Origin of the sequence: Pseudomonas sp. Irchel s3h14 (assembly GCF_900187425.1) — a bacterium.
Classification (GTDB): domain Bacteria; phylum Pseudomonadota; class Gammaproteobacteria; order Pseudomonadales; family Pseudomonadaceae; genus Aquipseudomonas.
Map to the genome: position 1 here is coordinate 1 of NZ_FYDJ01000020.1, position 12,475 is coordinate 12,475.

Annotated in this window: 12 protein-coding genes and 2 pseudogenes; 8 read left to right on the forward strand and 6 right to left on the reverse strand. The window is 58.6% G+C overall.

Annotated features, from left to right (window positions below; translation table 11 throughout):
- The first annotated feature begins 442 nt into the window (after window positions 1-442).
- Both rhtA and CKW16_RS25960 read left to right on the forward strand, forming a co-directional pair.
- The gene (gene rhtA / locus CKW16_RS25955) at window positions 443-1,330 is read left to right on the forward strand and encodes a threonine/homoserine exporter RhtA (RefSeq protein ID WP_095131824.1); all 888 of its coding nucleotides are present in this window, start codon (window positions 443-445) and stop codon (window positions 1,328-1,330) included.
- Between the two features lie 168 nt (window positions 1,331-1,498).
- A complete protein-coding gene (locus CKW16_RS25960) occupies window positions 1,499-1,780 on the forward strand; it encodes a hypothetical protein (protein WP_008156219.1) in 282 nt (93 codons plus the stop codon).
- A 15-nt stretch (window positions 1,781-1,795) separates the two neighbouring features.
- On the opposite strand, the gene CKW16_RS25965 is transcribed toward CKW16_RS25960, so the two are convergent.
- Window positions 1,796-2,356 (reverse strand): TetR/AcrR family transcriptional regulator, encoded by a 561-nt coding sequence (locus CKW16_RS25965; protein WP_095131826.1) that lies wholly within the window; start codon window positions 2,354-2,356, stop codon window positions 1,796-1,798.
- A gap of 92 nt (window positions 2,357-2,448) precedes the next feature.
- Here CKW16_RS25965 and CKW16_RS25970 point away from each other — a divergent pair, with 92 nt between their 5' ends.
- Complete coding sequence (locus CKW16_RS25970) at window positions 2,449-3,177, forward strand: SDR family oxidoreductase (RefSeq protein WP_095131828.1); 729 nt, start codon at window positions 2,449-2,451, stop codon at window positions 3,175-3,177.
- Window positions 3,178-3,212: 35 nt separating this feature from the next.
- Entirely contained in the window at window positions 3,213-3,803 is a 591-nt protein-coding gene (locus CKW16_RS25975; RefSeq protein WP_095131830.1) for a 2-hydroxychromene-2-carboxylate isomerase, read from the forward strand.
- Here the strand turns inward: CKW16_RS25975 and CKW16_RS25980 are convergent.
- A pseudogene (locus tag CKW16_RS25980) lies at window positions 3,800-4,300 on the reverse strand (zinc-binding dehydrogenase); the annotation flags it as partial. The gene CKW16_RS25975 and the pseudogene CKW16_RS25980 overlap by 4 nt on opposite strands.
- Here CKW16_RS25980 and CKW16_RS25985 point away from each other — a divergent pair.
- Window positions 4,297-4,812: pseudogene (locus CKW16_RS25985) on the forward strand (substrate binding domain-containing protein); the annotation flags it as partial. The pseudogenes CKW16_RS25980 and CKW16_RS25985 sit on opposite strands and share 4 nt — an antisense overlap.
- Here CKW16_RS25985 and CKW16_RS25990 read toward each other — a convergent pair.
- The 4 genes from CKW16_RS25990 to CKW16_RS26005 all read right to left on the reverse strand — a co-directional run bounded on the left by CKW16_RS25990 (window position 4,805) and on the right by CKW16_RS26005 (window position 9,026).
- Window positions 4,805-6,613: an aminopeptidase P family protein gene (locus CKW16_RS25990; RefSeq protein ID WP_095131832.1), complete on the reverse strand. Its 1,809-nt coding sequence runs from the start codon at window positions 6,611-6,613 to the stop codon at window positions 4,805-4,807. The pseudogene CKW16_RS25985 and the gene CKW16_RS25990 overlap by 8 nt on opposite strands.
- 65 nt (window positions 6,614-6,678) lie before the next feature.
- Window positions 6,679-7,836, reverse strand: coding sequence for a cysteine desulfurase family protein (locus tag CKW16_RS25995; protein ID WP_095131834.1), 1,158 nt, complete (start codon window positions 7,834-7,836; stop codon window positions 6,679-6,681).
- A gap of 204 nt (window positions 7,837-8,040) precedes the next feature.
- Window positions 8,041-8,655 carry a LysE family translocator gene (locus tag CKW16_RS26000; protein WP_095131836.1) on the reverse strand — a complete coding sequence of 205 codons (615 nt, stop codon included), beginning with the start codon at window positions 8,653-8,655 and terminating at the stop codon, window positions 8,041-8,043.
- A gap of 101 nt (window positions 8,656-8,756) precedes the next feature.
- On the reverse strand, window positions 8,757-9,026 hold the full coding sequence (locus CKW16_RS26005) for a hypothetical protein (RefSeq protein WP_095131837.1): 270 nt from the start codon (window positions 9,024-9,026) through the stop codon (window positions 8,757-8,759).
- Window positions 9,027-9,428: 402 nt separating this feature from the next.
- Between CKW16_RS26005 and msuE the strand changes: the two genes are divergently transcribed.
- The 3 genes from msuE (at window position 9,429) to CKW16_RS26020 (ending at window position 12,472) form a co-directional block, all read left to right on the forward strand.
- Complete coding sequence (gene msuE / locus CKW16_RS26010; protein ID WP_095131839.1) at window positions 9,429-9,992, forward strand: FMN reductase; 564 nt, start codon at window positions 9,429-9,431, stop codon at window positions 9,990-9,992.
- Between the two features lie 10 nt (window positions 9,993-10,002).
- Window positions 10,003-11,148: an FMNH2-dependent alkanesulfonate monooxygenase gene (gene ssuD, locus CKW16_RS26015; RefSeq protein WP_095131841.1), complete on the forward strand. Its 1,146-nt coding sequence runs from the start codon at window positions 10,003-10,005 to the stop codon at window positions 11,146-11,148.
- A 136-nt stretch (window positions 11,149-11,284) separates the two neighbouring features.
- Window positions 11,285-12,472 (forward strand): acyl-CoA dehydrogenase family protein, encoded by a 1,188-nt coding sequence (locus CKW16_RS26020; RefSeq protein ID WP_095131843.1) that lies wholly within the window; start codon window positions 11,285-11,287, stop codon window positions 12,470-12,472.
- The last annotated feature ends 3 nt before the right edge of the window (window positions 12,473-12,475 follow it).

Consider the following 12,475-nt stretch of genomic DNA (forward strand, 5'->3'; position numbering starts at 1 on the left):
GCTGTCAAGCGGTTATTTTCCGAAGTTTTCAAAGTTTCCTTTGCAACTTCAACCACTTGCGCTTGCGATCTCTCGTTAGCGGGAGGCGAATTCTACAGCGTTACTCGCTGCTGTCAACACCTCTTTTGTTCCGCTTTCGACCGAGAAGATCGAATCGTCCATCAAGCTAAACCACCCTGCCTGACCAACTCCTCCTGGGCTTCGATGAGCTGAAGCAACTCGCTGTCGAAAACTGCGTAACTCATTGTTTACCAAGGAGTTTTCCGTTTCGACTGCGCCGGAAGTGGGGCGAATTATAGACTTCCAGAATCTGCCGTCAACCCTTAATTGCGCTTTTCTATAAGGATGCTCAAATCGCTGCTTATATATAGACGCGCCCGCCATGAATGCGCAGTATATTGCCCAATAACACTCTCGCTTCCTACTTGGACGATGCCACGCCATGAATGACCAACCTCGCAGCCTTGCCTCGACCCTGTTTTCGGTTGGCCTGCTATTGATAGCCATGGCATCAATCCAGTCAGGCGCCTCCCTTGCTAAAAGCATGTTTCCCATTATCGGGGCGCAAGGGACCACCACCCTGCGGCTGATCTTCGCCAGCGTGATCATGATGTTGATACTTCGCCCCTGGCGAGCGAAGCTCACCGCAAAATCCCTGCGCACCGTCATCGTCTACGGAATGGCGTTGGGCGGCATGAACTTCCTCTTCTATATGTCCTTGCAAACCGTCCCCCTCGGTATCGCGGTTGCGCTGGAATTCACCGGCCCACTGGCGGTAGCCATCTACGCCTCACGTCGCGCGATCGACTTTTTGTGGATCGCCCTGGCAGCCATCGGCTTGCTGCTGTTAATACCTATGGGAGAAACGACCGCGGGAATCGATCTGGTAGGCGCCGGTTATGCATTGGGCGCAGGTGTCTGCTGGGCGCTGTACATTCTGTTCGGCCAAAAGGCCGGCGCCGACAATGGCGTGCAGACCGCGGCACTAGGGGTGATGATTGCGGCACTTTTTGTAGCCCCTATCGGCATCGTCCATGCTGGCGCCGCACTGCTCACTCCCTCACTGATCCCCGTGGCCATCGCTGTCGCCATTCTGTCCACCGCCGTGCCCTACACGCTGGAGATGGTCGCCCTCACCCGAATCCCGACCCGGACCTTCGGCACGTTGATGAGCATTGAACCTGCGATCGGCGCACTGTCAGGCCTGTTGTTTCTCCATGAGTACCTCTCACTGTCACAATGGATGGCCATCATGTGCATCATTCTGGCTTCCATAGGCGCGACCATGACGATGGGGAGTACAGCCAAGCCTGCTGTCGCTGCAGATTGAGACAGGATTTGACGAGGGTCTGGTATTTGCCGCGCAATTAGGCCATGTTTAGACCCGTAACCCAGTGTCAGACATGGATTTTTCAGATAGGGACATCAGAACGCTTCAAGCGAAAGCGAATGCAGCCAGACCCGGGCGCAAAGATCCGGGGACGCTATAAGGACAGTAATGAAACGAATTTTGATACTGATCGCCGTACTCGCGGTTGCGGGCTGCGCGGCGACATCGAAAACCCAGGTAAAACACGGCAAGAGAGGGCTGCATATCAACTGTTCCGGGCTCTCGTCATCCTGGGACAAGTGCTACACCAGCGCTGCCAACTCGTGCGCTCCCAAAGGTTACAAGGTCATCGCCAAGTCAGGGGACGCTGTGGAAGAACCAGGCGATTACCCGTTCGGCCTCAACCCTGCCGGCTATACCAGCCGCAGCATGATCGTCATCTGCAAATAGATTGATGCCGTCTTGTCAGGTTCGTGGACCTGCGATCTGGCGGCCAATCTCATCGTAACTGGACTTCAGTACCGCGCGCTGGATGTCTGGCGTGGCCAGCATTCGCGCAATGACCAACGCACCGATACATTGCGACAGAATCGCCCATGCCAGGCTGTCGCTTTCCAGAACCTGCGCCCAACTCTTCTGAAGCCGACAAATCCAGTTCTCCGCTTGCTGGCGAATCATCACGTCTGAACGTGCGATCTCAGCCCCCAATGCCGGCAATGCACAACCGGATTCCGGGTGCTCGACATGGGCCATGCTCAGGTAGTGTTTAAGGCAGCGCTGGAGCTTGTCACGATTCTGGTCCGCCCCTAAACGCTCCAGGCTTTGAGACAGCTCACGCTCGACGATTGAAGCGAACAGCTCATCCTTCGATGAAAAATGACTGTAGAAAGCCCCGCCACTCAAGCCGATTGCCTTCATCAAACCGTCGACACCAACTGTTGAAAAACCCGACTTCTTGGCTGACACCGCACTGCTTTCAAGTAGTTTCTCTTTGGTTTCCAGTTTGTGATTGGCCGAGTAACGCATTGCCTTGCCCTCAGGATTGATCGCCTTGACGCTTGCCGAATCGTAGCATAACGTTCGTTTAGTTAACGATCGTTTAGCAAAGGGATCTACCCATGAATAACAAGAAGGTCGTACTGGTTGTTGGTGCCGGGGATGCCACCGGCGGCGCAATTGCAAAACGCTTTGCGCAGGAGGGATTTGTGGCTTGTGTCACCCGCCGCAGCGCGGACAAACTCCAGCCGCTGGTGGATACCATCAAGGCCGAAGGCGGTGAAGCCCACGGGTTTGCCTGCGATGCGCGCAAGGAAGAGGACGTGATTGCGTTAGTTGAGCAGATCGAAAGCCAGATTGGCCCAATCGAAGCGTTCGTCTTCAACATCGGCGCCAATGTGCCTTGCAGCATTCTCGAAGAAACCGCGCGCAAATATTTCAAGATCTGGGAAATGGCCTGCTTCTCGGGTTTTCTCAACGCTCGTGAAGTGGCCAAGCGCATGGCCAAGCGTCAACGCGGAACTATCCTGTTCACCGGTGCTACCGCCGGTCTGCGTGGGGCCTCAGGATTTGCAGCGTTCGCCGGCGCCAAACACGGGATTCGTGCCCTCGCGCAAAGCATGGCGCGTGAACTGGGGCCGATGAACATTCACGTCGCCCATGTTGTAGTCGACGGTGCCATCGATACCGATTTTATCCGCGAGAGTTTCCCCGAAAAGTACGCGACCAAGGACCAGGACGGCATCCTCAATCCAGAGCACATTGCCGAGAACTATTGGTACCTGCACAGCCAGCCCCGTGACGCATGGACCTTCGAGCTGGACCTTCGCCCCTGGAGCGAACGCTGGTAACCCCCCCTAAAAATAATAAACAGAGCGCACCGACCATGAGCAAAACCGTGGAGTTCTACTTCGACCTCGGCAGCCCCGCCACCTACCTGGCCTACACCCAACTACCGAAGATCTGCGAGCAGACCGACAGCCAGTTGATCTACATACCCATCTTGCTGGGCGGCGTCTTCAAAGCCACCGGTAACGCCTCCCCCGCGACCATCCCTGCCAAGGGCCGCTACATGTTTCAAGACCTGGACCGTTATGCCAAGCGCTATGGCGTGCCACTGAAGTTCAATCCCCACTTTCCTATCAACACCCTGATGTTGATGCGTGCTGTCACCGGCATGCAGTTGCGCCATCCCGGACGCTTTCAGGCATTCATTGATTGCCTGTTTCACGCCCTCTGGGTTGAAGGCCGCAGCCTCGATGACCTGGCGACCGTCGCGTCAGTACTGACACAAAACGGTTTCGATCCAAATGAGGTGCTGGCCCTGACCGCCGACGAGGAAGTCAAAGCCACTCTCAAGGACAACACAGAGAAAGCAGTGCAACGGGGCGTATTCGGTGCCCCAAGCATGTTTGTCGATAACCAGCTGTTCTTCGGCCAGGATCGCCTGGACTTCGTCCTTGAAGCCCTGAGTTAAATCTCGACAACCAACCGCCCCTGCGCAGCTCCCGAAACGAGCAGCTCATGGGCGGCCTCGGCGGTTTGCAGGGTGAACTGCCGAGGGTCGAGCAACGGTTTCAACTGACCCGCCTCGATCAACTGCGCAGCCTCCCGAAGTATCTCCCCGTGATGCTCGCGCCCCTTGCCAGTCAACAACGGCAACAAGGTAAACACTCCAGAATAAGTCGCTCCACGAAACGAGAGCGGCGCAAGACTGTGCTGCCCCCATCCAAGACAACTCACAACATGCCCCTCGTAGACCCGAGCAGCCTTGAATGAAGCGTCCAGCGTCTCGCCGCCCAGCGTGTCGTAGACAATATCGAAGCCCTCCCCCGCCGTGTGCTCAGCCACATACTCCTCAACCGAAGATTTGCGGTAATCAATAAACGTCGCACCGAACCCTTCAATGATCGCCTGCTGCCTGGCCGACCCGGTGGCAAACACGTCAGCACCAAAAGCCCGGGCAATTTGCACACCTGGTCAGTGAAGGACTGGACGTCACGTTCAGGATCGGCGAGTTGAACGACAGCGGATTGATTGCCCGCCGCATCGGCACCACCCACCGAGTGACCGTCGCTGCGCCCGACTACCTTGCGCAACACGGCCGGCCGCAAACACCGCAAGAACTGAGCGAGCACAACTGCCTGCAGTTCAACCTGCTGAACAGTCAGAACCTGTGGGTTTACGAGAGAGAGGCCCAACGTCACGAAGTGCGAATCAAGGGCAACGCACAAAGCAACAATTCCGAGGCAATCCGCGAGATGGTATTGGGGGGATTGGGGATTTCGCTGTCGCCGGTTTGGCTGTTCAGCGAGGACTTGAAGGCGGGACGTGTGACCGCGATTCTGCTGGAATACAGCGCGCAGTCGCTGCCGATTCATGCCGTGTCCCCGGCGAATCGTCGCCAATCCGCCAGGGTCAAAGCCTTTGTCGACTACATGAGCCAGGCGCTCGAAGAAGCGCCTGAACTCCAACCGATCAAATAGCCGCAGTGCGGGTGCTCAACCACTCAAGGGCTGCGCCGTCGAGCAACGGGCTCAAGCGCTGGCGCACCTCGGAGTGGTAGGCGTTGAACCACTGCTTTTCGTCGTCAGTCAGCAGCGACGGTTCCAGGCAGCGAGTGTCGATCGGGCACAAGGTCAGGGTTTCGAATTTCAGGAACTCACCGAACTCGCTTTTGCCCGCCTCGCGGTTCAACACCAGGTTCTCGATCCGCACACCCCAACGGCCCGGACGGTAAGTACCCGGTTCGATAGAAGTGATCATGCCCGGTTGCATCGCGGTTTGCGGTGCCGCAGCGGCCTGATAGGCGATGACCTGCGGGCCTTCGTGCACGTTGAGGAAGTAGCCGACGCCGTGACCGGTGCCGTGTCCGTAATCAACGCTTTCAGCCCAGATCGGCGCGCGGGCAATCGAATCGAGCAAGGGCGAGAGAATGCCACGAGGGAATTGTGCACGGGACAACGCAATCACGCCTTTGAGCACCCGCGTGCAATCGCGCTTCTGCTCATCAGTCGGCGTACCGACCGGTACCATCCGCGTGATGTCAGTGGTGCCGCCCAGGTACTGGCCGCCGGAGTCGATCAACAACAGACCGTCGCCTTCGATCACCGCGTGTTCTTCTTCGGTGGCGTGGTAGTGCGGCATCGCGCCATTGGCGTTGAACGCGGCAATGGTGTTGAAGCTCAGCGATACATAACCCGGGCGTCGGGTACGCGCGGCCGTCAGGTGTTCGTCGATGGTCAGTTCGGTGATGCGCTCACGACCCAACGCAGTGTCCAGCCAGGTGAAGAATTCGCACAGCGCCGCGCCGTCCTGCTCCATGGCCTGACGAATGTGCTCGGCATCGGCCAGGCTTTTTTGCGATTTGGCCAACGTCGTCGGGTTCAGGCCTTCGACCAGCTTCACACCGCTATCCAGGTTATCCAGCAAGCCAGCGGTGACGCGCGCCGGATCGACTTGCAGGCTCGCCCCGCTCGGTACGGCGCGCAAGGCTGCGGCCACTTCGCTGTAGTCGCGCAGGGTCACGCCGTCCTGTTCGAGGACTGCGCGCAGTTCGGCACTGACCTTGCTCAGGGCCACGAACAGGGTCGCCTGCTGTTGGCTGATCAACGCGAAAGAAACGAACACCGGGTTAAACGACACGTCACCGCCGCGCAAGTTGAACAGCCAGGCGATGTCATCGAGGGTGGCGATGAAGTGCCAGTCGGCACGGCGATCTTTCAAAACCTCACGCAGCTTGGCCAGTTTCTCGCCGCGGCTGACCGTCGCCTGAGGCGGCAGGTGTTGATAGATCGGCTCATTCGGCAACGTCGGGCGGTCGCTCCAGACTTCGCTCAACACATCGATGTCAGTGCGCAGTCGAGCGCCGCGTTCTTCGAGCTTGCCACCCAACGTACGCGCCGAAGCCACGGCCATTACCGCGCCGTCTACCGCGACGACGCCGCCTTCAGGGGTTTGCTCGGCCAGCCAGTCCAGCGGGCCGGGCTGACCCGGTTGCAGCTTGACCAGTTCGATGCCGCTGCCTTTGAGTTCCTTGGTCGCTTGCTCCCAATAACGGCTGTCGGCCCAGACGCCGGCAAAGTCCGGCGTAACGATCAGCGTGCCGACCGAGCCATGGAAACCCGACAACCATTGCCGCCCTTGCCAGTAACCCGGCAGGTATTCAGAAAGATGTGGGTCGGCCGACGGCACCAGCAGAGCATGAATGCCCTCCCGGCTCATCAGTTCGCGGGTTTGCGCCAGGCGTTGGGGCACCGATCCATTGATCGAAGGCTGCGTACTCATCATGTCTCCTGCTAATCACTTCATCATTATTGTTGAGTGCCGATCAACGCCGGCACTTTCAGACCTTATTGCCAAAATGCCGGAGCACTGGCGCAGGCCGCTTTAATCAGGTGTACCGCCTGGTCGATGTCTTGCTCGGTGGTGAACCGGCCGAGACTCAAGCGAATGGTGCGACTCGCCGAACGGGCGTCATGCCCCAGGGCCAGCAGCACATGGGAGGGAGCATTGCTGGCGGAGTTGCAGGCCGAGGTCGCGGAAAACGCGATCGAGTTGCTCAACGCCGCGGAATTGAACTCGCCTTCATTGAAGGTCAGGCTCAGGGTATGAGGGATGCGCTGGGTCGGACTGCCATTGAGGCGAACCCCGGGAATACTCAGCAGCTGTTCAAGCAAGCGCTCGCGCAACCGGACGATCGTGGCTTTCTCTTCATCGAACGAAGAGGCCGCCAACGCGAACGCCACACCCATGGCAGCGATTTGGTGAGTCGCCAGGGTGCCGGAACGCAAACCGCCCTCGTGACCACCGCCGTGAATCTGCGCCTGCAAACGCTGCTGCGCGCGCGGCCCGACGTACAGCGCGCCGATGCCTTTTGGGCCGTAAATCTTGTGGGCGGAAAATGACATCAGATCCACTGGCAACCGGGCCAGATCGATCACTACTTTGCCTGCACCCTGAGCCGCGTCGACATGGAACAACGCATCGCGAGCACGCACGACTTCGCCGATGGCCAAGATGTCGTTGACCGTGCCCAGCTCATTGTTGACCAGCATCAGCGACACCAGAAAGGTGTCTTCGCGCATCGCTTCGCTGACCGCTTGCGGGGTAATCAGACCCTCGGCGTCAGGCACCAGATAAGTCACCGCGACGCCGGCGTCCTGCAACTGCTTCGCCGTGTCGAGAATCGCTTTGTGTTCGATCTGGCTGGTGATGATGTGGCCGCCAGAAACGCCGCGTGCCTGGGCCACACCCTTCAGGGCAAGGTTGTTCGATTCGGTGGCGCCGGAGGTCCAGACGATCTGGTCCGCCTGAGCGCCGACCAGTTCGGCGACCTGACACCGCGCCTGCTCGACCGTTTGCCGGGCCTGTTGACCGAACGCATGGGAGCTGGACGCCGGATTGCCGAAGTTGCCGGTAAAACCCAGACACTCGACCATGACCTTGATGACTCGCTCATCCACCGGCGTGGTGGCGGCGTAGTCGAAATACAGAGGACGTTTATTCATAGAAGACTCGCAGAGCATGTTCCGGGATCAGGAGGCTCGTCACTGAAACGTCAAAGCGCAGCCTCGTGAGCTGCGCCGATCGTTCAGAGCGTTAGAAATACCTGATCGGAGGCCGTTAAAGAAGAACAACTTCATTTAAAAGTGCGTAGGAACGCTCCTGAAGTCGAGCTTAACAGGCATCGGGCGACCGGTTGAAGCAATGCGTCAGCTAAAGCTTTCGAGCAACAACGGATACAGCGAAGCCACCAGCAGCAAGGCCATGCCCCAGTTGAACAGCCGCAACCAGCGGCGATCCTTCAGCACGTTGCGCAACAACGTGCCACAGCCTGCCCAGACACTGACGCTCGGCAGGTTGATCAAGGCGAACACGGCTGCAATCACGATCACGTTGGTGAAATAACCCTGCATCGGCGTGTAGGTGCTGATGGCACCGATGGCCATGATCCAGGCCTTGGGATTGACCCACTGGAACGCTGCTGCGCCCAAATAGCTGATCGGCTTGCTCTCGCCCTTTTCACTCTCGGAAACCGGTCCCGAATGGGCTATTTTCCACGCCAGATACAACAAATACGCCGCGCCGACGTAACGCAGCACGCTGTAGAGCAAAGGATAGGTTTGAAACACTGCGCCCAAGCCTAAACCTACCGCCACCACGAGCACGAAGAAGCCGCAGGTGATGCCAAGCATGTGGGGAATGGTGCGGTTAAAGCCGAAGTTCACGCCCGATGCCAGCAGCATTGTGTTGTTGGGTCCGGGAGTTATCGAGGTGACAAGCGCAAACAGGGCAAAGCCCAGCAGCAAATCGAGCGAGAGCGTCATGGGTTGTAGTCCATTGGGGTCAGTCAGGTGTTGACCCTATCGCACGCTTTGAGGGAAACCCATGGACAGTTACGTGAAACTTCGAGCGGTACAGTTTTCGATCAGCTAGGACGACCGTGCAGCTGTACAGCACGTTCGGCGTTCATCTCGCCTTGTTTGTCGAAGCTGAACGACTTTTGCGGTTGGCCGAGCAATTCGGCTTTTTTCGCGTGGTATTCGTCGAAGGACAGACCGCGACGATTCAACGCCTCAAGTGCCAATTCTCTGGTTTCTTCCGCGGTGTACGGCCGTAATTCCGGGGAAGCATGGCTGGCGCATCCGGCGAGCACCGAGACTGCAAGCAGCAAGAAAGTAGCGATTAGAGGTTTCATGGTGAGCGTCCTGGTGTATCTGGGTTCGGGCAATGAACACAGGCTACGCCGGGCATCCGATCAGCAGAAATCAACGCTCTCGATAGTGGCTATCGACTTTGCTTAATGCCGCTCAGGTAGAACGCCTTATATCTCCAAACGATCTATAAATATTAATTTAAGGTCTTTTGAGGAATAACACCGAGCCTTTATAACAACTGTCATCGCTTCACGCACTGTTGCCCAAGCAACTGTTTGCCAGGCAACAGTCATTCAACAAACAGCTCTGCCATTCGAACAGCGTCTACCGGCCAACGCGGTGAAAGCCCTGTAAATAGGGGCTCCGAGGGACTGGTACAGCTTTTGCTCTCTGTCAGTGACTACTCACTGCTCCCTGAGCAACTGTTTAAAAAGGAACTGATCATGTCGCGTCCATTGAAAGTCGTTGCCCTCTCCGGCGGTACCTGGCGTCCGTCCCGCACGTTGGTGCTGACCCAGGCGCTGTTGGCGCAACTGGCTGAGCAATTGCCGATTGAAAGCAGGCTGATTGAACTGGGTGACATCGCCCGACCATTGGGCGCCGCGCTGTCCCGTCAGGAATTGAGCGCCGAGATCGAAGCCGAGCTGCAAGCGATCGAGAACGCTGACCTGCTGATCGTCGCCGCGCCGGTTTATCGCGGTTCCTATCCTGGATTGCTCAAGCATCTGTTCGACCTGATCGACCTCAATGCATTGATCGACACACCGGTATTACTGGCCGCCACCGGTGGCAGCGAACGTCACGCACTGGTCCTTGATCACCAGTTGCGGCCGCTGTTCAGTTTCTTCCAAGCATTGACCTTGCCGATTGGCGTCTATGCCACTGAAGCCGATTTCTCCAATTACCAAATAACCAGTGAGCCCTTGAAGGCCCGCATACGCCTTGCTGCAGAACGCGCCGCGCCGTTGTTTGGCGTGCACCCCAAAAATCTGCTGAAAATCGCTTAAGGATTTCTTCATGGATGTTTTCTGGTTTCTGCCGACTCACGGCGACGGCCATTACCTGGGCACCACTCAGGGCGCACGCCCGGTGACACTCAACTACCTGAAACAAGTGGCCCAGGCGGCCGACAGCCTCGGCTACCACGGTGTACTGATTCCCACCGGGCGCTCCTGCGAGGATTCGTGGGTGATTGCTTCGGCGCTGGTGCCGCTGACCGAACGCCTGCGTTACCTGGTGGCGATTCGGCCGGGGATCATCTCGCCGACGGTCTCGGCGCGCATGGCCGCGACACTGGATCGACTGTCCAATGGCCGCTTGCTGATCAATGTGGTCACGGGCGGTGATCCGGATGAAAACCGTGGCGACGGCATCTTCCTCGATCACAGCGAACGCTACGAAGTGACCGACGAATTCCTGAAAATCTGGCGCCGGGTGCTGCAAGGCGAATCGGTGGATTTCGAAGGCAAACACCTGCAAGTGCAGAACGCCAAGGCGCTGTATCCGCCGGTGCAGAAACCCTATCCGCCGCTGTACTTTGGCGGCTCTTCCGAAGCAGCGCATGAACTGGCAGCCGAACAGGTTGATGTCTACCTGACCTGGGGCGAACCACCGGCCGCCGTGGCGGAAAAACTGGCCGATGTGCGTGAGCGTGCAGCGCGAAACGGTCGCACGGTGAAGTTCGGGATTCGCTTGCACGTGATCGTCCGCGAAACCGCCGAAGAGGCCTGGAAAGCCGCGGATAAACTCATCGAGCACATCAGCGACGAGACCATCGCGGCCGCGCAGAAGTCGTTCTCGCGTTTCGATTCCGAAGGTCAGCGGCGCATGGCGGCGTTGCATGACGGGCGTCGTGACAACCTGGAAATATCCCCCAACCTCTGGGCCGGTGTCGGTCTGGTGCGTGGCGGCGCCGGGACGGCGTTGGTGGGCGATCCGCAGCAAGTGGCGGCGCGAATCAAGGAGTACGCGGACCTGGGAATCGAGAGCTTCATCTTCTCTGGCTATCCGCACCTCGAAGAGGCTTATCGCTTTGCCGAGCTGGTGTTCCCGTTGTTGCCTGAGCCGTACGCCAGCCTGGCCGGGCGTGGGGTCACAAATCTCACCGGGCCGTTTGGCGAAATGATCGCCAATGATGTGCTCCCGACTAAAGCCAAAGCCTGATCCACGTGCCCTTGTAGGAGCAAAGCTTGCTCGCGATGCGGTCACTGCGGTTTATCCAGTTGGACCGCATCATCGTTCATCGCGGGCAAGCCTTGCTCCTACAGGGGATTGCGTCGATTTTCATGAGGAACCCCGTGTGACTGCCAAACCGCAAAGCGCCCTGATATCCCCCTTGCAGACCGCCCGTCGATTGGCCGCCGAGTTTGCCCTGACCGCTGTCGAGCGCGATGAACGTGGCGGTACGCCCAAAGCCGAACGTGATGCCTTGCGCCACAGCGGTCTGCTCGCGTTAAGCATTCCCACCCAGTACGGCGGACACGGCGCCAGCTGGAGTGACACCCTGAGCATCGTGCGCGAGTTCGCCAAGGTCGACAGTTCGATTGCCCATGTCTTCGGCTTCCATCACCTGATGCTTGCCACCGTGCGCCTGTTCGCCCGGCCCGAGCAGTGGCAACCATGGTTCGAACAGACCGCGCGCAAAAACTGGTTCTGGGGCAACGCCCTGAACCCGCTGGACACCCGTACCGTGGTAAAAAACCTCGGTGGCTGGCGTGAGTTTTCCGGCAAGAAAAGCTTCTGCTCCGGCGCCAGCGATTCGGAAATGCTGATCGCCTCGGCGGTGGAGGAAAGCGCTGGCGGCAAGCTGTTGATCGCCGCGATTCCCAGCGGTCGCAGCGGCATCACCTTGCATAACGACTGGAACAACATGGGCCAGCGCCAGACCGACAGCGGTAGCGCGACGTTCGAACGGGTACGGGTCGAAGAGTCGGAATTGCTCCTCGATCCGGGTCCGTTGAGTACGCCATTCGCCTGCCTGCGGCCGTTAATTGCCCAGCTGACCTTTACCCACATGTTTCTCGGCATCGCCGAAGGTGCCTTCGAAGAAGCGCGGCAATACACCCTCACCGAGACTCGTCCGTGGCACAAATCCAGTGCTCAGGATGTGCGCCAGGATCCTTATGTACTCGGCCACTACGGCGAATTCTGGGTCGCCCTCGAAAGTGTTCGACTGCTGGTGGAGCGCGCTGCCGGGTTGCTCGACAAGGCCTGGGCCAAAGGCCCGAACCTCAGCGCCGAAGAACGCGGGCACCTGGCTAACGCCATCGCCACGGCCAAGGTCGCCGCCACCCGCAACGGTCTGGAGCTCTGTAGCCGGCTGTTCGAAGTGACCGGCGCCCGTTCGACCCATGCCTCGCTGCGACTGGACCGCCACTGGCGCAACCTGCGCACGCAAACCCTGCACGACCCGGTGGATTACAAACTCCATGAACTCGGTGACTGGGCGCTCAACCAGTCCCTGCCGATTCCGACTTTCTATTCATAGCCT

Bases quoted from the DNA above. Each gene is read 5' to 3' on its own strand.
- rhtA (WP_095131824.1), top strand. From the start codon at position 443: ATGAATGACCAACCTCGCAGCCTTGCCTCGACCCTGTTTTCGGTTGGC.
- CKW16_RS25960 (WP_008156219.1), top strand. From the start codon at position 1,499: ATGAAACGAATTTTGATACTGATCGCCGTACTCGCGGTTGCGGGCTGC.
- CKW16_RS25965 (WP_095131826.1), bottom strand. From the start codon at position 2,356: ATGCGTTACTCGGCCAATCACAAACTGGAAACCAAAGAGAAACTACTT.
- CKW16_RS25970 (WP_095131828.1), top strand. From the start codon at position 2,449: ATGAATAACAAGAAGGTCGTACTGGTTGTTGGTGCCGGGGATGCCACC.
- CKW16_RS25975 (WP_095131830.1), top strand. From the start codon at position 3,213: ATGAGCAAAACCGTGGAGTTCTACTTCGACCTCGGCAGCCCCGCCACC.
- CKW16_RS25990 (WP_095131832.1), bottom strand. From the start codon at position 6,613: ATGAGTACGCAGCCTTCGATCAATGGATCGGTGCCCCAACGCCTGGCG.
- CKW16_RS25995 (WP_095131834.1), bottom strand. From the start codon at position 7,836: ATGAATAAACGTCCTCTGTATTTCGACTACGCCGCCACCACGCCGGTG.
- CKW16_RS26000 (WP_095131836.1), bottom strand. From the start codon at position 8,655: ATGACGCTCTCGCTCGATTTGCTGCTGGGCTTTGCCCTGTTTGCGCTT.
- CKW16_RS26005 (WP_095131837.1), bottom strand. From the start codon at position 9,026: ATGAAACCTCTAATCGCTACTTTCTTGCTGCTTGCAGTCTCGGTGCTC.
- msuE (WP_095131839.1), top strand. From the start codon at position 9,429: ATGTCGCGTCCATTGAAAGTCGTTGCCCTCTCCGGCGGTACCTGGCGT.
- ssuD (WP_095131841.1), top strand. From the start codon at position 10,003: ATGGATGTTTTCTGGTTTCTGCCGACTCACGGCGACGGCCATTACCTG.